The 19,523-nt window shown below is 36.8% G+C and carries 21 protein-coding genes and 2 pseudogenes; 12 read left to right on the top strand and 11 right to left on the bottom strand.

Going from position 1 to position 19,523, the window contains the following annotated elements:
- Positions 1–330 (top strand): transposase family protein (locus AC5YD2_RS14725; RefSeq protein ID WP_496125492.1); only part of this gene is annotated, 330 nt, incomplete at its 5' end.
- A gap of 223 nt (positions 331–553) precedes the next feature.
- Here the strand turns inward: AC5YD2_RS14725 and AC5YD2_RS14720 are convergent.
- The 6 genes and pseudogenes from AC5YD2_RS14720 to AC5YD2_RS14695 form a co-directional block, all read right to left on the bottom strand.
- Positions 554–739: pseudogene (locus tag AC5YD2_RS14720) on the bottom strand (cupin); the annotation flags it as partial.
- A gap of 90 nt (positions 740–829) precedes the next feature.
- The gene (locus AC5YD2_RS14715) at positions 830–1,591 is read right to left on the bottom strand and encodes a hypothetical protein (RefSeq protein WP_496127045.1); all 762 of its coding nucleotides are present in this window, start codon (positions 1,589–1,591) and stop codon (positions 830–832) included.
- A gap of 173 nt (positions 1,592–1,764) precedes the next feature.
- Entirely contained in the window at positions 1,765–1,998 is a 234-nt protein-coding gene (locus AC5YD2_RS14710; RefSeq protein ID WP_496127044.1) for a hypothetical protein, read from the bottom strand.
- Between the two features lie 26 nt (positions 1,999–2,024).
- Positions 2,025–2,747 carry a hypothetical protein gene (locus AC5YD2_RS14705; protein WP_496127043.1) on the bottom strand — a complete coding sequence of 241 codons (723 nt, stop codon included), beginning with the start codon at positions 2,745–2,747 and terminating at the stop codon, positions 2,025–2,027.
- Between the two features lie 67 nt (positions 2,748–2,814).
- Positions 2,815–3,408 (bottom strand): Maf family protein, encoded by a 594-nt coding sequence (locus AC5YD2_RS14700; protein WP_496127042.1) that lies wholly within the window; start codon positions 3,406–3,408, stop codon positions 2,815–2,817.
- Positions 3,409–3,497: 89 nt separating this feature from the next.
- On the bottom strand, positions 3,498–3,881 hold the full coding sequence (locus AC5YD2_RS14695; protein WP_496127041.1) for a DUF2237 family protein: 384 nt from the start codon (positions 3,879–3,881) through the stop codon (positions 3,498–3,500).
- A gap of 140 nt (positions 3,882–4,021) precedes the next feature.
- Here AC5YD2_RS14695 and AC5YD2_RS14690 point away from each other — a divergent pair, with 140 nt between their 5' ends.
- From AC5YD2_RS14690 to AC5YD2_RS14670, 5 genes are all read left to right on the top strand, one after another.
- Positions 4,022–5,209, top strand: coding sequence for a phosphoglycerate kinase (locus AC5YD2_RS14690; RefSeq protein ID WP_496127040.1), 1,188 nt, complete (start codon positions 4,022–4,024; stop codon positions 5,207–5,209).
- Between the two features lie 172 nt (positions 5,210–5,381).
- Entirely contained in the window at positions 5,382–5,660 is a 279-nt protein-coding gene (locus AC5YD2_RS14685) for a hypothetical protein (protein ID WP_496127039.1), read from the top strand.
- A gap of 138 nt (positions 5,661–5,798) precedes the next feature.
- Entirely contained in the window at positions 5,799–6,836 is a 1,038-nt protein-coding gene (gene fba, locus AC5YD2_RS14680) for a class II fructose-bisphosphate aldolase (RefSeq protein ID WP_496127038.1), read from the top strand.
- Positions 6,837–6,959: 123 nt separating this feature from the next.
- Positions 6,960–7,811, top strand: a complete 852-nt coding sequence (locus AC5YD2_RS14675) for an EamA family transporter (protein WP_496127037.1) — start codon at positions 6,960–6,962, stop codon at positions 7,809–7,811.
- A gap of 136 nt (positions 7,812–7,947) precedes the next feature.
- Entirely contained in the window at positions 7,948–8,478 is a 531-nt protein-coding gene (locus tag AC5YD2_RS14670) for a hypothetical protein (protein WP_496127036.1), read from the top strand.
- Positions 8,479–8,711: 233 nt separating this feature from the next.
- Here AC5YD2_RS14670 and AC5YD2_RS14665 read toward each other — a convergent pair whose 3' ends face one another.
- Positions 8,712–9,371 (bottom strand): A1S_1983 family putative colistin resistance protein, encoded by a 660-nt coding sequence (locus tag AC5YD2_RS14665; protein ID WP_496127035.1) that lies wholly within the window; start codon positions 9,369–9,371, stop codon positions 8,712–8,714.
- A 99-nt stretch (positions 9,372–9,470) separates the two neighbouring features.
- On the opposite strand from AC5YD2_RS14665, the gene ispF reads away from it, so the two are divergent.
- Complete coding sequence (gene ispF, locus AC5YD2_RS14660; protein ID WP_496127034.1) at positions 9,471–9,959, top strand: 2-C-methyl-D-erythritol 2,4-cyclodiphosphate synthase; 489 nt, start codon at positions 9,471–9,473, stop codon at positions 9,957–9,959.
- Positions 9,960–10,083: 124 nt separating this feature from the next.
- Here ispF and AC5YD2_RS14655 read toward each other — a convergent pair whose 3' ends face one another.
- From AC5YD2_RS14655 to AC5YD2_RS14645, 3 genes are all read right to left on the bottom strand, one after another.
- Positions 10,084–10,665 (bottom strand): protein tyrosine phosphatase family protein, encoded by a 582-nt coding sequence (locus tag AC5YD2_RS14655; RefSeq protein ID WP_496127033.1) that lies wholly within the window; start codon positions 10,663–10,665, stop codon positions 10,084–10,086.
- A 68-nt stretch (positions 10,666–10,733) separates the two neighbouring features.
- The gene (locus tag AC5YD2_RS14650) at positions 10,734–11,825 is read right to left on the bottom strand and encodes a 3-deoxy-7-phosphoheptulonate synthase (protein ID WP_496127032.1); all 1,092 of its coding nucleotides are present in this window, start codon (positions 11,823–11,825) and stop codon (positions 10,734–10,736) included.
- 276 nt (positions 11,826–12,101) lie between these two features.
- Positions 12,102–12,983, bottom strand: a complete 882-nt coding sequence (locus AC5YD2_RS14645) for a sulfite exporter TauE/SafE family protein (protein ID WP_496127031.1) — start codon at positions 12,981–12,983, stop codon at positions 12,102–12,104.
- A gap of 226 nt (positions 12,984–13,209) precedes the next feature.
- Here AC5YD2_RS14645 and lpxB point away from each other — a divergent pair, with 226 nt between their 5' ends.
- Positions 13,210–14,382, top strand: coding sequence for a lipid-A-disaccharide synthase (lpxB, locus tag AC5YD2_RS14640; protein WP_496127030.1), 1,173 nt, complete (start codon positions 13,210–13,212; stop codon positions 14,380–14,382).
- An 89-nt stretch (positions 14,383–14,471) separates the two neighbouring features.
- On the opposite strand, the gene AC5YD2_RS14635 is transcribed toward lpxB, so the two are convergent.
- Positions 14,472–15,341, bottom strand: a complete 870-nt coding sequence (locus tag AC5YD2_RS14635) for a DUF2797 domain-containing protein (protein ID WP_496127046.1) — start codon at positions 15,339–15,341, stop codon at positions 14,472–14,474.
- 31 nt (positions 15,342–15,372) lie between these two features.
- Here AC5YD2_RS14635 and AC5YD2_RS14630 point away from each other — a divergent pair, with 31 nt between their 5' ends.
- The 4 genes and pseudogenes from AC5YD2_RS14630 (at position 15,373) to AC5YD2_RS14615 (ending at position 19,175) form a co-directional block, all read left to right on the top strand.
- Positions 15,373–15,840, top strand: a complete 468-nt coding sequence (locus AC5YD2_RS14630; protein WP_496127029.1) for a DUF6231 family protein — start codon at positions 15,373–15,375, stop codon at positions 15,838–15,840.
- A gap of 118 nt (positions 15,841–15,958) precedes the next feature.
- Positions 15,959–16,564 carry a YidB family protein gene (locus AC5YD2_RS14625; protein WP_496127028.1) on the top strand — a complete coding sequence of 202 codons (606 nt, stop codon included), beginning with the start codon at positions 15,959–15,961 and terminating at the stop codon, positions 16,562–16,564.
- Positions 16,565–16,971: 407 nt separating this feature from the next.
- A pseudogene (locus AC5YD2_RS14620) lies at positions 16,972–17,067 on the top strand (GMC oxidoreductase); the annotation flags it as partial.
- Positions 17,068–17,264: 197 nt separating this feature from the next.
- Positions 17,265–19,175: a bifunctional metallophosphatase/5'-nucleotidase gene (locus tag AC5YD2_RS14615; RefSeq protein ID WP_496127027.1), complete on the top strand. Its 1,911-nt coding sequence runs from the start codon at positions 17,265–17,267 to the stop codon at positions 19,173–19,175.
- Positions 19,176–19,523 lie beyond the last annotated feature (348 nt).

The raw sequence follows: 19,523 nt of genomic DNA, 5'->3' as shown, positions 1-19,523 counted from the left end.
GGTAGTCAACATGACATTAAATTGGCAAGAAAAACGATTGCAAAATTCAAGCATTGTGAATATGTGGTTACTGATTTAGGGTATCATGGACTAGAGGAGCGTGGATTTAAGCTATTGACTCCTATTAAGAAAAAGAAGAATTCTGCCTTATCTGATATTGAGAAAAAGTACAATAAAATCATTGGAGAAATACGAATTGTGATTGAACACATCAATCGTCAATTAAAAACATTTAGAATATTGAGTGAACGCTACCGAAATAGACGCAAGCGATTCGGTTTACGCATTAGCTTAATCGCTGCACTGGTAAACCGGATAAACTTGCAATAATGACTTTCGCAAGAGGTCTAATGAGTAGGTTAAAGTCTTTACTTATGTAATTTTCTTAATATGCCGTATAAATTCATTATTGGCATGCCACTAAGAGTCCTATGAATTGTGCGGGGTATAGACTTAAATCAAATTAAGCCCAGTCTTTCACATAACATTTACATAGCTTTTATCTAGAGCCCACTGTAATGTACGAGGATTGATCAAACAAAATTTGAGCGCAATCTTTCTGTTTGATCAGACGAGCACTCATTTCATCTTCTAGTGCAAGTTCCATCACATCATTTGGTTCTAGAATTTCTGCAATTTCAGGTATTGCATTACGAACTAGAAGCGGTTTCTTTTGCCAGTATTCTGAGAGAAATTGTTCAGCGGTAATCCCGCCTAATACGTCTAAAGTTTGGGACATTAAATAGCCTAATTAACATTAAGGTAAGATTAGGCATATTGTCTTATGTTTGAATTCATGTAAGCAAGGCATAAATACAAGTAAAATGAATTAAAACCTCTGTGATATTTCTCTAAATACGTTTAACTCCAGTTCACTTTCTAATAATTTTATATCCGATTTCAATTGACTGATTTTGTTTTCGTATTCTTTGGATAAAATAGGACGTTGTATAAGATGGCGATTTTTGCTGTATTCAACTTTGCACAATTGAATTTTTAAACTTGATAGTTCTTGCAATTTTTTTGTTTTGGGTTGAAATTTCATCCATAATTCAAGTTTGCTGTTGATAAGAGTATCTAGGAAAATCTTGGAAAGCTTATCTTGATCATTGATTTCCGCTCCACTAATACTCTGAACATAGTTTTTAGTTAACTCACTCTCTTTTTTTTCTATAGTTTCTTTTAAGTTTTGATAACTGATCCACTCAATACATAATGTAGAGGTTTGACTTTCTTTTAAATAATCATAGATCTGTTTTTCAATAGACGTATTTAAAGAATTAATTTCGTCTAATATCTCAGCAAATTCTTCATAGTCGCCAATATCTAATTGTATGGCATCATCTGCTTTAACGAGTGATTCTAAAATATAGATCCATTTTTCTTTAATTGAAATCAATTGTTCAAATGTAGGTTCGTAATTTTTGTACATTGACAAAGCGAGTTCGGTAACATTTGACATGTGAAACATGCTTTCGATGTCAGTGTTTTCTGAATTACCCATATAGATATTGTGTGAGTGAGAAGTGTCGAGATGATTGATCTGATTGTCTATTTTTTGATAATCAATCCATTCTTTTATTAATTTCACTTGATTTCCTTAACATAATATATAAAAGCGTGGAACAGGTGTAGATCTAATAGGTAATCTGAAACCTTCTAAACAGGGTGATCTCGATTGTAGAAATGTTTAATCTACAAAAAATTATCAGTTTCAATGAGATGTATTGATTATATTTAAGCTTTTTATCTTCCTTGAACACTTTATTTTAGTGGATTATTTTTCAGATAACTGAATACTTCTTTTTTAATTTGATCTTCACTTTTTTTTAGTTTTCGAGTCAATTCAAAATATTCTTGACCAAGTGACCTATCAGTAGATTTGTTATAATCATTTGATTCAATTAAACCATCGATGCCTCGCATGGCATAATCATTTCTTAAATATTCAGTAGTCAGCTGAAGAGAATTTTTCAATTCCTTAATCTGCTCAGTCACCTGTGATGATTTTGGCTGAACTTGTTCTAAGATCTTCTGGACTGAATCTTGATATTGGTCAATTTTTGTTTTAATTCTTTTACTGCTTCATTGTCTTCAGTAAGGTATCGAGATGAAGATACTTCCATCTGCTGATGTAATTTATTAATTCTATTCAGTGCATTTTGATATCGAAACCAATCGTTCACTAAATTTGAGTGGGTATCACTTTGATTTTGAGATGATAAAGGGTTGTGTAAAATCATCGAAAGAACTTTGTTATTAACAATTTCTCTAAGTGATTTAAATGCGATGTAATTATGCTGTTTTTGGTTGAATAAACTCATATATTCATCATTATCAAACTCAACTTCCGTGACACTAAAATCTTTTTCAAGATCTTCCAAATCAAATTTATATTCTTGGATGTTTAATTGAATGAGCTCTTTTAGCTGAGTGTTTTGTGCATGGAGTTTTTCTAATCTTGCCATATTGCTTTTAGGCTGCTGTAGCATCTGCTTTAAAAGCTTCGCAGTTCTCTGATCATAAGGTGAACGATCTAATTCAATTGCTAGATTTTTAAGGTTGAATTGTTCTAATTGATTGATCAGGATAATATTTTGATATTGTACCCATTCATTGATGAATACTTTGTCGATTTGAGTGAACTGAGACTGTATATCTGGTTCTACTGCATAACTATGCTGATAAAGCAATGGAACAGCAGAAAGGTTAAAAAGCAAAATAGTTAGCGCGGTTTTAAATTTCATTATTTTTGTCTATTTATCTAATAAAATGCGTATTCCTCACATACTGTAGAGGAGTACGCAGCGTACATTATGGCACTAATAATTGCAATTCTCTTAAAATTCTACACAATTGAATCATCGGCATACCCATTAAAGTCGTTTGATCTTGTCCAGTCATTTGTTCAAATAAACTGATGCCTAAACTTTCACACTTAAAGCTTCCCGCACAATGTAGAGGCTGATCACGCTCCACATAGCGCTCAATTTCAGCTAAATCTAATTTTCGGAATTTCACTTTATAGTGTTCAACCAGAGTATTTTCATAATCAGTGGATCTCTGTTGAACACTCAAAGCTGTGCTGAAGTAAACGAAATGATCTGAGTTGGCTTGCAGTTGCTTAACGGCATTGTTTACTGTTAAAGGCTTACCAATAAAAATATCAGGAGCGCCTTCGCGCCAAGCCACTTGGTCAGAGCCAATCACAATGGCATGCGGGTGTTGCTCCGCTATAACATGAGCCTTCTCATATGCTAATCGCTTTGCCAGGTCATCTGCATGTCGTTCACCTTGAGGGGACTCATCTATTTCTGGTGATATACATTGATAATCCACACCCAAGCGGTTCATCAGATCTTTACGTGTCTGACTGCTTGAAGCCAAAATAATAGGGGAGTGGCTCATTATATATATCCTAAAAAATAAGCTTTAAAAGCAGACGATCAAATATTAAGGTATTAATTGCAATACCGTTATATCATTTCAGTTTTAAGTTAGACCGCATATTCCATCAGTAAATCTAAAGGTACATAAGCCAATACTGCTTGATGGCAGGCTTGGAGTTTTACATTGGGAGCCATATCCGCTTGGTAAGCTTCAACCCAACGCGTCACACAGATACACCAAAAATCACCCGGTTTTACACCAGGAAAACCCATTTCTGGAAGTGGCGTTGTTAAGTCATTACCAATACTTTGGGAAAAGCTCAAGAATTCAGAGGTCATTTCCGCGCAAACCGTATGCTGACCTAAGTCGGATGGTGCGGTATGACAAAATCCATTGCGGAAATATCCAGTGATTGGATCAAAGCAACAACTCGCAAGTGGCTCACCAAGCACGTTTAAACGATTGATTTTTGGATCTGGATGAAAAGACATAAGCAAAAGTTCTGTATAGGACTGATCCTATGATAATCAAAACCAAACAATTCCACACCATTTATGCAAAAGTCTCTAACTTTTTTTAGCATAATCATTTAGAATCTATGCGATTTTGATATATAAAAAGTGAGCTATACATGAACTTTCAGCGTATGACTGATCTAGATTTGGCAGGTAAGCGTGTCCTTATTCGCGAAGATTTAAACGTTCCTGTTAAAAACGGTGTGATTACGAGTGATGCCCGTTTACGCGCTGCATTACCAACGATTAAAGCGGCGCTTGAAAAAGGTGCAGCGGTCATGGTTTATTCACATTTAGGTCGTCCAGTTGAAGGCGAACCAAAACCTGAACAATCATTAGCACCAGTTGCTGAATATTTAACCAAAGCTTTAGGTCAAGACGTTCAACTCATCACAGATTACTTAGATGGTGTTGAAGTCGAAGCGGGTCAAGTTGTTCTATTAGAAAACTGCCGCTTTAATGCGGGCGAAAAGAAAAATAATCCAGATTTAGCGCAAAAATACGCAGCGCTTTGTGACGTATTTGTGATGGATGCATTTGGTACGGCGCATCGTGCAGAAGCATCAACGGAAGGTGTTGCACGTTTAGCTAAAGTTGCTGCTGCTGGTCCATTATTGGCTGCTGAGTTAGATGCATTAGGTCGTGCATTACAAACGCCTGCAAAACCAATGGTTGCGATTGTTGCAGGTTCAAAAGTATCAACAAAACTTGATGTTTTAACTTCACTTTCAGACATCTGTGATCAATTGATCGTAGGTGGTGGTATTGCCAATACATTCTTAGCTGCTGCTGGTTTCAATGTAGGTAAATCACTGTGTGAAAATGATTTAATTGAAACAGCAAAAGCCATTGCAGCAAAAGTTTCTGTACCACTTCCAACAGATGTCGTTGTTGCAAATGCATCTGAAATTGATTTTGCAGACTTCCTTGGTTCATTGGCAGCAGCAAAAGCCGTTGTGAAAAAAGTTGAAGACGTTGCTGATCATGACATGATTTTGGATGTTGGTCCTGAAACAGCGAAAATGTTTGCTGAAATCTTGAAAACATCTAAAACCATTCTTTGGAATGGTCCAGTCGGTGTCTTTGAAGTCGATCAATTTGGTGAAGGCACTAAGACTTTATCTTTAGCGATTGCTGAATCGGAAGGTTTCTCTATCGCAGGTGGTGGGGATACTTTAGCGGCAATTGATAAGTATGAAGTTGCTGACAAAATCGGTTATATCTCTACAGGTGGTGGTGCCTTCCTAGAGTTTGTTGAAGGTAAAACTCTGCCTGCAGTTGCTGCTCTGATTGAACGTGCTTAATTTGTATAACTGAAACAAATTATAAAAAAAAGCTGACACATTGGTCAGCTTTTTTTATTTTAAAGTTGATTAAATTCAGCGAATAAAAATGATGTTCTTTAATTGGTCATTAAAATGAAATATTTTTGCAATAAAATTTGTTTGAATTAAATCATAGACTTTTGGAATTGTGATGAACTCTAAATTAGTTTTAGCTGCTTGCTTGGCATTCCCATTAACGTTTACTGCATGTTCTAAACAAGAAAAAGCACCTGCTGCAGATCAAGCTGCAACTTCAGAAGTGGTTGTTGAAGAATCTGCAAATGTAAGCCCAGAACAACAAGCGGCAATCGATGCCATTGATAAACCATTACAAGACGAAAACAATACCGATATTCCTGAATCAGTTGCAAATGTACCTGCTGATCAAGCAACTTTAGATGAAACGGCTGAAGCATCAGCTGCTCAATAATATCAATAAATTGTATTTGCTCAAGGTTTTACCTAAAACTCCCTGCATAAGCAGGGATTTTTTATGAAATACTGTGATTTCTTGCTGAATTGAAATACATGACAGGGTAGAATACAGGGCATTACCTGGGAGGAAATTATGGCTCTTATCTCATTGCGCCAGCTCTTGGATCACGCCGGTGAACACAATTACGGCGTACCAGCTTTTAACGTAAACAACTTAGAACAAATGCGCGCAATCATGTTAGCCGCAGACGAAACGAATTCACCAGTTATTGTTCAAGCATCTGCTGGTGCTCGTAAATACGCAGGTGCTCCATTCCTACGTCACCTAATTTTGGCGGCAATTGAAGAATGGCCACATATTCCAGTGGTAATGCACCAAGATCACGGTACTGACCCTGATGTATGTCAGCGTTCTATCCAATTGGGCTTTTCATCTGTAATGATGGATGGTTCTTTGGCTGCTGATGGTAAAACACCAACGTCTTATGAATATAACGTTGATGTGACACGTCGTACTGTCGCATTAGCGCATGCGTGTGGTGTTTCTGTTGAAGGTGAAATCGGTTGTCTAGGTAGTCTAGAGACTGGTTTAGCTGGCGAAGAAGATGGCGTAGGCGCAGAAGGTGTTCTAGACCACTCTCAACTTTTAACATCTGTTGAAGAAGCAACTCAGTTTGTTGCTGATACCAATGTAGATGCGCTTGCAATTGCAGTAGGTACTTCACACGGTGCTTACAAGTTTACGCGTCCACCTACAGGTGACATTCTTGCGATTGATCGCATTAAAGAAATTCACGCTGCACTACCGAATACACACCTTGTAATGCACGGTTCAAGCTCTGTTCCACAAGAATGGTTGGCTGTGATTAACCAATATGGCGGCGACATCAAAGAAACTTATGGTGTTCCTGTTGAGCAGTTGGTAGAAGCAATTAAACACGGTGTTCGTAAAATCAACATTGATACAGATTTACGTTTAGCATCTACAGGTGCTATGCGTCGTATGATGGCTGAAAAACCAAGCGAATTTGATCCACGTAAATTCTTTGCTGAAACTGTTGTTGCAATGAAAGATATCTGTGTTGATCGCTACAATGCTTTTGGTACAGCAGGTCATGCTGACAAAATTCGCCCGATCTCTTTAGAGAAAATGGTGAGCCGTTATAAATAATTTCTAAATTGTTTATACTGAAAAGCCCGCAGCAATGTGGGCTTTTTTAATGTATTTAAGATTCAAAAATATGCTTTAAAGCAAGAATCCAATATTTAAGATCATTAAAATAAAAGGCTCAAGATGGAACTGATATTTTCTGCTGCGCTATGTAGTGTTTTAGTCTCAATTTTTCTAAAAATATCCAAGTCCAAAGGCTTAGATCCACTGCAAATGATCGCATGGAATTATTTGGCGGCCAGTGTTCTGTGTTTTTTTTGGTTTAAACCTAATTTAACCACTATTTCCATTTCTGAAACGCCATGGTGGTTGATTGTGGTACTGGGTGTTTGTTTACCTTCGATTTTTTTTCTATTAGCTAAATCATTAGCAACAGCAGGTATTTTAAAGACAGAAGTGGCTCAAAGACTGTCTATTATATTGTCCTTAATTGCAGCCTATTTTTTATTTAATGAATCGTTCAGTCCACTTAAAATGATGGGTATAGCCATTGGTTTAGTTGCTGTATTCATAATTGTGTTTATGAAATCAGGTGGTGCAGCATCCTCAAACTCATCCAAGGCAATTCTGTCCTTGTTAGGCGTTTGGTTTGGTTATGCACTAATTGATATTTTGCTCAAATATACGACGAGCTTAGGGTTACAGTTTTCTGTCTCTTTGAACCTGATGTTTATTTTTGCATTCATATTGTCTATGGGATATTTAGCACTCAGAAATACAAAATGGAGCAAAGAAAACCTATTAGCAGGTTTAAGTTTGGGTGTATTAAATTTTGCCAATATTGCGCTTTACGTCAAAGCACACATGCTCTTAAAAGATTCTCCAGCAGTGGTTTTTGCAGGGATGAATATATTGGTTGTGGTGTTTGGTGTGATTGCGGGCTTAGTTGTTTTTAAAGAGAAAATTAATCTAACGGTGTTTTTAGGAATTGTTATGGCAATACTTGCTGTGATGAGTTTATCAATGACTATTTAGAACTGTGAAAATTTACCTAATTAAATTATGTTTAATCATAATAATCATATATTTAAATTTATAAAAGGTTCTGACTTGTGCTATATTCTGCTCAAATTTGCTTCAATAAATTATTGTGGATTATTAGAACCTAAAAATGAATGTATTATTTAAACAAAAACTATTAGTCTTGGGGCTTTTGGGGTGGATCGAAAGTGTGAATGCACAGGAAGATCATCTCAATACGTTAATTAAAAAAGTTGCTGTTTCTCCCGCATCTGATCGTCATTTCAATAATATTGAAAATCAGATGCTCGGTCGTGCCAGTTGGAAAATTAAATGTGAATACCGTAAATATGATGAGGTTAAAGCCTGTGTCATGCGTAAAGGACCATTGTCAGTGGCACGAATTAATCATGATTACGTGGTGAATGTTGGTGAGCATCATGCACCGAATTCACATGGAAAAATTCGTATAGATCAGCACTCTAGCCAACAGCAATTAGGTGGTTTTTTTAGAAATGGACAAAGCCTGATAGCACAATTTAAAACTGGATATTTCGCTTATACACAGTACCAAAATAATGAACATCGTATAGTTGAGCACCAACTCTCATTGTTAGGTTTTACTTATGCATTTAATGATATGCAAGAACAGTTTAATAGAATTTCTAGTAAAACCTATTAATTACTGAGATGAATGAATTTAATTATATTAAATGAAATTCTATTTGAGTTATTTAAATTGTTGCTTTAATGGGTGGATAATAATTTACGGTAATGCATGAATATGACGTGATAAACTTACTAAGTTATTGATATAAAAATATATAAATTAATTATTACACGTTGGCTTTTAGTACTACCAAAACTTTGAATGGATTGAACTATTATTTTATCCTACGTGAAATAGGGTTTGATTTAATCATAGAGACGATAAATCCCATTAAAACGATCACAGTTCTTACTTTGTGTTTTTGATTCGATAATCAAAATGGATTTTTGAAAATTCAATGCATATTTACAATCATTTTCGTTGTCTAAAATTTCTTTTTTATTTTCATTGGTCGTGTAAGCCAATAAAGGAATGCTTTGACTTTCAGCGCGATTATTGGGATCTCGGTATGCCGTTCCTTCAATCTTAATCCGGTCTTTGGTCAGCTGATGTATTTTAATATGTGCAGGCTGTTTTGAAATTTTGCCTTGTTCAAACTTAAGATAATGCTGCGTTAAGGACTGATTCATTGACGTATAAAAGTTAAGATCTTCAATTCTTAAATTCATTTGTTGCTTTAAGCAGTTTGAATTTTTACATTGTTGAACACGTTGACTCCAAAGGGCTTGAGTATCATCAATCAATCGAATAGGAGCATCTGTCACTAAATATGTAGTATGAAAGTGCTCATTAAATTCTGTACGCAAATCACTAAAAGAATCAGCACAGAGATTTTTTAAAAACTGAGGTGCGTCTGTTTCATCACATTTCAGCGCTTTTGCATGGCTAATAGACGTTGCAGCGGTGCAAATAAAGAATGCAGAAACTATGGATTTAATCGAATTCGATACGTATTTCAACAACATGATCGCTTATACTTTCACTGTGTTTGCATACGTACTATAGCGAAATAGAAAGTATGAATACAAGATTTATAGACGAATTTATGTATATAGGAGCTTAAAGTGATGTTACCAATTCGTATAGGACAAGGAATGGATGTACATGCGTTCGAAGAAGGGTCGTATGTCACTTTAGCGGGTATACAAATTCCGCATACACATGGGTTAAAAGCACATTCCGATGGGGATGTTGTGTTACATGCGCTATGTGATGCTCTATTAGGTGCTTTGGCACTTGGTGATATTGGTCAACATTTTCCGGATACAAATCCAGAGTTTAAAGGTGCAGATAGTCGTCATTTGTTGAAACATGTTTATCAATTGATTAAAGACCGTGGTTATGTGCTTGCCAATGCAGATATTACAGTCGCATGTGAACGCCCAAAGTTGGCAACACATCATTTAGCCATGCGTCAAAGTATTGCGGATGTCATGGATCTTGATGTCACTCAAATTAGTATTAAAGCGACAACCACTGAAAAACTAGGTTTTACAGGTCGACAAGAAGGAATCTTGTCTACGGCTACAGTGCTGGTGACGCATCAAAAATAATAAATTTTGACATAAGCTAAGTTGAAAAATTAAAAGTGAATTGGATCGTGGTCTAATTCACTTTTTGATTTGAGAGTGATGGCTTTGACAAAAGAATTAAGATATCTGAAATAAGTAATACAAATCAAGAAAACTGATCAGCACTCATCAGGGAATGTTGCAAATCCAAAGTCGATTTTCTCCCTTGAAGTTGTAATCCAACGGCATGAATCAAACCAGTCCAAGTCTCATTGGGTTCCCAGATCTGATGCATGAGTTCTTGTGCAGTGGGCATATCCATATCAAGGTAATATTGGCGATAGAGATACATGAGGCAACTGCATTGATTGTTTTCAGTGCAATGAATCCAAACCATTTTTTGTTGGACTAAATGATCAATTAAATCAAGAACGAAAATGCATTGTTCGTCAGTCGGCATTTCCCAGTGAATTGGGACTTGAATGTAATTTAATCCTAATTCTGCACATAAACGATCTTCATTGGCTAAATGCGGTTCTGAATCTGTAAAAGCTAAATTAATGAGTGTATCCACACCGTAAGCTTTGATTTTAGCAATTTGTTCCCCCGAAGGTTGGCCAGAACTCATTAAATGTTGATGAATAAATTGAAAGTTCGGTACTTGGCTGAGTTCGGCTTCAAGCGATTCTGTATCCAGATGATCAACGTCATGATCTGTTTCAAATTCACTCACTTTAGAGTCATCCATTTCGATATCACCTCTATCAATTCTTCAGTCAAAAAAAACGCCATCATCTGATGGCGTTTTAAAAACTATTAACGATTTGGTAATACGTCTTTCAAAGCTGCATCCATTTCAAGCAGTACTTTTTCAGTCGTTTCCCAATCAATACAACCATCAGTTACAGACTTACCATACTCTAAATCGCAAAGATTTTCAGGAATATCTTGACGACCACCTTTTAAGTGGCTTTCTACCATAATACCGACAATCGATTTATTACCATTCAAAATTTGTTCTGTAATATTTTTCAAAACAAGCGGTTGAAGGTACGGGTCTTTGTTTGAGTTGGCATGGCTGGCATCAATCATGATTTTGGTGCTGACTTTAGCCTTAGCCAAAGCATTTTCTGCATCTGCTACAGAGCCTGCATCATAGTTCGGTTTTCCATTACCACCACGCAGTACAACGTGTGCATATGGGTTGCCTTTAGTCCGAATTACAGAGACTTGACCTTGATCATTTAGACCGAGGAAGCTATGACCATGTTTAACAGATTGCATGGCATTGGTTGCAACAGTTAAACCACCATCTGTACCATTTTTAAAACCAACAGGTGATGAAAGGCCTGATGACATTTCACGGTGGGTTTGGCTTTCTGTGGTACGTGCGCCAATTGCAGACCATGAGATTAGGTCTTGATAGTATTGTGGTGAGTTTGGATCAAGCGCTTCTGTTGCACAAGGAAGACCTTTTTCATTCAACTCAAGCAATAATTTACGACCTAAACGTAAGCCTTTTTCGATATTGAATGAGTCATTCATGTCAGGATCGTTGATTAAACCTTTCCAACCGACTGTTGTACGTGGTTTTTCAAAATAAACGCGCATGATAATGTACAGCGTATCTTTTACTTTTTCTGCTAATACTTTAAGACGGTCTGCATAATCATGAGCCGCTTCAATATCATGAATAGAGCAAGGACCAATCACTACGAAAAGACGTTTGTCTTGACCATCTAAAATTTGACGGACAGTTTCACGACCATTGAGCACCGTTTGATATGCTTTTTCGTTTAATGGGAGTTCTGCTTTAAGTTGAGCAGGAGGAACAAGAGGTTGAAAACTTTGTACATTCACATCATCGATATCGGATTGTGTAATGGAGTTTGACTGTAGTGTATTCATTGCCGTCACTGGTTCGTTTTTACAAAAAAATGTTCAATTCACTGAATATATCACGATTCAGTAGATATTTTGTTATCAAAAAGTCGAATGCATTTAATAAAAAAAAGTAATGATTTGGTCTTTTTGGTATTAATTAGAGTTAACTTAATCATTGCAAACAATCGTAGATTTAATCAGCATTGTCAAATTAAATATTCTATTCATGCTTTAAATAACAACCCCAGTCACTCTTATTTGAAAAATGACAGGGGAATATCAATCGCTCTATTTTATTTTTTAGATTGTTTGACCAACTGAAGCTGGAACGCTGATGGTAACTTCTGCAGGTGCGATAGGTTTTGATTTGACTGGATTAATCATAAAGTTTATGCCCAGTGCAAAGAGTGTAATACCCAAAATCTTACGAATAATTTTTTCAGGTAAGCGTGAGCTGACTAAAGTCCCGACAATGATGGCTGGAATTGAACCCATCAATAACCACATTAATAATTCAAAATCGACATTACCCGAACTCATATGACCCATACCAGCCACTAAGGTGAGTAGGACAGCATGAACAACGTCAGAACCAATAATGCGGATCATTGGCAAATTGGGGAACATGATGATGAGTGCCATGATACCGAATGCACCAGCACCGACCGAGGATAAGGTTACAAAGATACCCAGTACAATCCCCATCAAAGCGATCTGTAAACGTTTGCTTTTTAGGCGTTCACGTTGTTGATCGATGTCTTCATGAGATATTGGTTTACCAAAACGGCTAAAGAAGCGTTCCACTTGTGTTCTAAACACAATCGAAATACCGGTAATGGTCAGCATGAAGCCGAGAACCATCGTCAATATCGCTTTGTAATGCGTAGATTGACTTAAATAGTTGTCCAAAACCCATGTGGTCGCCAGAGATGCCGGAATACTGCCTACGGCTAACCAAATCACGATTGGCCAAACGATATTGAGCTTTCTGGCATGAACCACAGAACCAAAAAATTTTGAAATGGCTGCATACAACAGGTCAGTACCAATGGCGATATGCGGTTCGATTTTAAAGAGGGTGATGAGGATTGGCGTCATGAGTGAACCACCACCAACACCTGTTACGCCTACGCAGAACCCAACTAAAACACCTGCTAAAATATATTCGATAGAACCGTACATGCCACAATCTGACTTATAAAAAAACGTGGATATCTTATGGCTTTTTTTTATAAGTAGTTGTCTTGATTGTTGATTTGCTTATTCTAAAAAATGCTAAAGATTTTGAACAAAGATCATGTTTTGATGATGACTCATTTGATTGTTAAAATTGCCAAACTCAATTTCAACGATTTGAGATATCTACAGTTGTGCTAAAATCAACTGGCGCATTCTGAGGGAAATAATCTTGTTAAATCGAAAACTTAAAATTGGTATCGTGGTGGGTGAAGTATCAGGAGATACGCTTGGTGCAAAGCTGATCCGTCGTTTTCGAGAGCAAGGCATTGATGCTGAATTTGAAGGCATTGGTGGGCCACAAATGATCGCTGAAGGTTTTAAAAGCTATTACCCGATGGATATTTTATCGGTGATGGGGATTGTTGAAGTCTTAAAAGATATTAAAAAACTCTTTGCTGTGCGTGATGGCTTAGTCGACACATGGATGAAGAATCCAGTCGATATCTTTGTCGGCATTGATGCACCAGATTTTAATCTACGCCTCTCGAAAACCATTAAACAGAAAAATTTACCTATTAAGACAGTACAATATGTCAGTCCTTCTGTTTGGGCTTGGCGTCAAGGGCGTGTGCATGGGATTAAAGCCAGTATTGATCTGGTTTTATGTTTATTTCCCTTTGAAAAAGCCTTCTACCAACAGTTTGATGTCAATTCAGCCTTTGTTGGTCATCCACTCGCAAGTCAATTGCCTTTAGTAAATCCAATTTCTGATGCGAAACAGGCTTTGGGATTGGATATGACCCAAAAGCATATTGCACTATTGCCCGGTAGCCGACGTGGTGAAATTGAGCGTTTAGCGCCTTTAGTTTTAGATGCGGCGCAATTGCTTTATCAAAAATATCCAGATTATGTATTTTTAATCCCTGCGATTAATGATGCGCGAAAGCAGCAGATTAATGAAATTTTAAAACAATATCCTGAGCAATTACGATCTCAGATTCAGCTGTTGGAAAACACTGGAACTGAATCTAAAATTGGGCGTATGGTGATGGATGCTAGTGATATTGTAGCGCTTGCATCAGGTACAGCAACTTTAGAAGCGATGTTACTACACCGTCCAATGGTGACTTTTTATAAATTGAATTGGCTGACTTATCATGTGGTGAAGTTCATGATTAAGATTCCATATTATTCATTGCCAAATATTGTGGCGGGTAAAAAAGTCATTCAGGAACTGATTCAGCATGATGCAACGCCTGAAAAATTGGCCCATGAAATTGAAAAGTTAATGGATATTGAGACTTCCAAAATCCAGTCAATGCAATTACTCACCATGCATAAACAGCTGTTGGCAGACAATAGTGAAGATCCTGTCGAGGCAATCGTTAAACTCTTGAGTTAATTTCAAGTCAAATGATCTAAAAATAAAAAACCGCTCATTCAAGCGGTTTTCTAATATTCAAGCGATTAAGGCTAAACTTTAAAATCAATCTAAGCTCTCAGTTTGATTTCATAACCCGTATATTTACGGATATTAATCACGCCTGTATCCATAATCAGATATTGACCTTTAATCCCTTGAAGCTTGCCACGAATAATCGGGGTCTTATCTAAATTGTGAGATTTAATTTTTTCAGGGTAAATGTCTACTGGATAAATAAACTCTCGAGGCAATTCATTTTCAAGTATTTCAACATTTTCATTGAAATCTAAGCTCATACTGAACTCATCTCGAATCATTTCGATTTGAGGTTCAAACTCATTTAATAGTTCATCACGAACTTCAATTAAGTTTAAAGGTTCAGCTTCACCTTTAAGTAGCTTGCGCCAATCGGTTTTATCAGCCACTTGAGTACCAAACATCACTTCAAGTTGACCGGATAAACGACGTGAACCGACTTTCATAATCGGCAGAGCTTGTGTCGCACCTTGATCTAGCCATCGTGTCGGCATTTGACCTAAACGCGTAATTCCGACTTTTAAAGCACTTGAATTGGCGAGATAAACGATGTGGGGTTGAAAGCAAACTTCTTGTGCAAAGCTTTCTTCGCGGCATGTACCCAAATGGTAATGACAAGTCTCAGGTTTCATAATGCACATGTCACACGCTGCTTTCGTTTTCATACATTTAAAGCAATGACCTTGCGAATATGATTTAGGTGTTTTTGAACCACATGAAACACAGTAGATATTTCCAGTCGCTTCAATCTCAATGTCTTGACCCAACTGAAACGGAAGATCAATTTCTGAACGATCCAAAGTGAATTTATATTCAACATTTGCCTTGTGCGTTTGTTGTTCAGTTACACTTAGGTTGCGTAGACCTGCATGCATTTTATGACAAATGCCTTGGAGTTCCATGTATTCATTCTCTCTAAAATAAGGTGCAGTCATGGCTGAGAAAAATGTCATCACGTCAATGCTAGACGATTTATCTAATGAACAGCCAATTCAAACTGCATTATGTCTTGGGCAAAATTTGAGCCAAGACTATCAACATTTAATTCAATGGTCATATTTTAACGTAACTGAGTACTTAAAGCTTCCCTTTACGCAAAGATATGATTTAGGATTTGTGTTGCTCAATACGGCTGAGTTTATTGATATCACCGAACAGCAGAAAGTCCAAGTATTGGTCAAGCTTCGAGATTTGATGGCGAAAAGAATTGTGGTGGTCGGCCAATTACAAGATGAACAGATGTTACGGAGTCTCGGCTTTACACAGTTCATTGATAAAACCACACATGATCAAGACTTTGCATTATGGCAATTTAATATTTTGACCTACAAGCATGTTCCTGATTGGTTTAATTCTAAATTTTGGGCGAACCCTGAACATTGGAATAAATTTCGTTGGTAATCGTTGCGAAAAAGAGTAGTAAAATTTAGTATCATAGAAACTACAACAATTATGTTTCATCAGAGAACAATAATAATTGTATGCTCGATGAGATGATAATTCTAATTAGGTATATAACATGACAAATTTAAGCAATATTGTAGAAATTTTAGCGAAACAAGCACTGGGTGGAAATAATCAATCACAGCAAGGTGGATTGGGCGGCATTCTTGGTTCAGTGTTGGGGCAAATGGGTGGTCAAAATCAGTCACAACAACAAGGTGGTTTAGGTGGGATTTTAGGCTCGGTATTGGGTGGCTTAACGGGTGGTCAGCAGCAAGCACCTGCTCAACAATCAAGTGGTTTTAATGCACAATCACTTTTAATTGCGGTTGTTCCTTTGGTTTTGGGTTGGATCCAAAAAAATGGTGGTCTACAAGGCGCATTAGATCAATTGAAAGGACAGGGCTTAACCAGTCAAGTAGATGACTGGGTGTCTACAGGTCCTGGGGCAAATGCCAATATTCCAACTCAATCTGTTCAAAACCTGTTTGATCAGCAAGATGTCGAAAATGTAGCAGCTCAAGCGCAAGTACCAACTCAAGATGTATATGGTGCGATTTCATCGGTATTACCAGAGATTATTGATTCATTGACGCCACAAGCGGGTCAGACTGATCAGCAAGAAGCGAATAGTGATATCCAAAATGTATTGAATTTGGTTCAAGGCTTCTTAAAAAAATGATTCAATAAGGCATGAGTGTTAACTCGTGACCCTAAAAAACCAGTCTATTGACTGGTTTTTTTGTGAATAAAATTGTCGGTACATATTGTCACTACGATTGAACTTTAATTACTAACAGCAGTGTCAGGCGATAAAGAAAGTTTGTGTGAAGTTCAGTTTGATGACACAAATACAGAAATTTTCATTCGTGGCAGAGTGCTTGCGCAAGCGCTATGGGTTGGGGAGGGGCGCCTTCTTTTATACCGATTGCACATCAATCGGCATAAGTATTTGCTGAGGTGAACCATGGCGAAGTATAAAATGTATTTTTGGAAAGTGTTGGGGATTTATCAGTAGCGTCACATTTACTGGGTGTTGCTGAGATGGCGTAGAACCTAAAAAGGTGTGATCGATGCGAAGCATGAAGTTTTGGATATGCAAAACTCTATGTTGTAGATGGGAGTGCTATCCCAATCAATGTTAATGTGAATCCGAGTTTAACGATTACTGCTATGGCGGAAAAATGTGCTGAAAGTGTGAGCTCGAATATTGTGAATTATAAGTTTATTCAGTCATTTAGTGATCTTGAATCAGGCTAAGATGGTGATAATGAATATAGTGTCTAATCATAATTTTAACCTAACATTCATGATTTATTCATTTAATTGACATTAAAAATACAGAGACTCTATTTAAAATAATTTTAAGTAGCAGCATTATAATGAAAACAAATCTTCAGAAGCGGATTGGTTGTTTCACTTTCATTGCCTTAAGCAGTTTAAGTTTGGCAAGTTGTGGAGGTGATGATGACTCCTCGAGATCAACGCCCCAATCTGAACAAAAAGCATTAGAATTAAATCTAATTCATATCAATGATCATCACTCACATTTGGATCAAGAAACAATTAAATTTAAAGCCGATGTTGGTTTTGGTCAGGAAGAATTTAGTGTGAGTCGTGGTGGGTTTGCACGTGTCACGTCATTGATGAATCAACTGACAGCTGAAAAAAACAATGTGTTAAAAATGCATGCGGGTGATGCAATTAATGGAGACTTATATTACAACCTGACTGATGGTAAAGCGGATGCTGATGCCATGAATAGTGTATGTTTTGATACTTTTACGCCAGGTAACCATGAATTTGATGCAACAGATGTGGGTTTGCAAAAATTTATTGGTTTTTTGGATCAAACACTATGTAAAGAGAAAACTAAAATTCTCACTGCAAATGTACAATTTGGGCAATCATCACCTTTATATCAAACCAATCGTATTCAAAAATCACATGTCTTTGAAAAAGATGGAGCTAAATTCGCCGTTATTGGGTTGACGGTTGCAAAAAAAACCAAGAACTCATCGCAACCGAATGCGGATACTTTATTTCAAGACGAGATCGTATCAGCCCAAAAAGAAATTGATGCTTATAAAGCACAAGGTATTCAAAAAATTATTTTACAAACTCACGTTGGCTATGATTTAGATCAACAACTGGCAAAATCACTGACGGATGTTGATGTGATTATTGGTGGTGATTCGCACACTTTATTAGGACCATCAACCTTAAGTAAATATGGCATGACGCCTGAAGGTACTTATCCGACAAAGTTAACAAATAAAGATGGCGATTTGGTCTGCGTTGCCCAAACTTGGCAATATAGTTATATCGTTGGTGAACTCAATGTTAAATTTAATAACAAAGGCAAAATAGAAAGTTGTTCTGGTACACCCCATGTGTTGATTGGAGATCAGTTCAATAGAACGGCTAAAGATGCAAAATCTGTCACTGAAACTGAAAAACAAATGATTCTAAATCAGTTCATCAAAGATCAAGTGCCATTTAAAGTGGTACAGCCTGATCAGAAAACGATAGATATTCTTAGACCATATCAATTAGAAAAGAAAAGTTTTGCTGAAAAAATCGTGGCTCACGCGGTTGATAATCTTTGTTCTCGTCGAGTGCCGGGTACACAGCGTGATGTGAATCGTTCAACATTAGGTGATGCATGTAATAAAAATGCTCATGTAGATACGCACGGTGGAGATATCCAACAAATGATTGCCGAAGCATTTTTACAGCAGGGTGTAAAATACTTTAATGCTGACCTGTCATTTCAGAATGGTGGTGGTGTTCGTGAAGATGTCGGTATTGGTGATGTCACTGTAGGTAAAATTTACAATGTATTGCCTTTTAAAAATACACTCGTTCGATTAGATATGACGGGGAATGAAGTCAAAGCAACTTTGGAAGATGCCATAGATGGTGTCATTGCACAAAATAATACAGGGAGTTATCCATATACTGGTGGCATGAGATGGAAAGTAGATTTTACCCAAAATAAAGGACAGCGGATTCATACGATTGAAATCAGAAATCAATCTGGAGAATACCAACCCATCCAGCTTGAAAAATTATACAAAGTGGTGACGATTGATTTTTTAGCAAATGGTGGTGATTACTATACAACGCTTAAATCCATCCGTGGTGAACGCCGTACAGATGTAGGATTGGATTATGCAGAAGCTTTTTTACAATATGTAGAAGCGCTTGATCCATATATAAGTAAAAAACAAATCAAAAAATTGGATACAAAGCATTATAGTACTCAAGGTTTTATTGATATCACTCAATAAAGATCATTTGAAAAATTAAAAAACTCTGCGATTTGCAGAGTTTTTTTGCTACTCATGAGTGAAAACTAGTCAGAAAATCAATAAATCCTCCCATTTTGATTGAAAAATAAACACTCGAGTTTTTTAATGTGAGATAGGGCTTGCGTGATAAATAAAACTGTATAGAATACGCAGCATCCCGACGCGATACAGTAAACGAACTTAGCTGAACAGGTTAAGTTGTTGAGATGTATTGTGTTGAACTTGTCTCTGACGAAGAGCAAGAAGATCATTAAGAGATTATGAAGAACAACTTGTGTGGATTTTTACTGATTGATTAATCGAAATTATTTTCATTGATTGATGGTA

The organism is Acinetobacter sp. CY73 (assembly GCF_059515865.1).
Note: the sequence above shows the minus strand (reverse complement) of the source record. Positions and strands in the feature narration are given on the sequence as shown.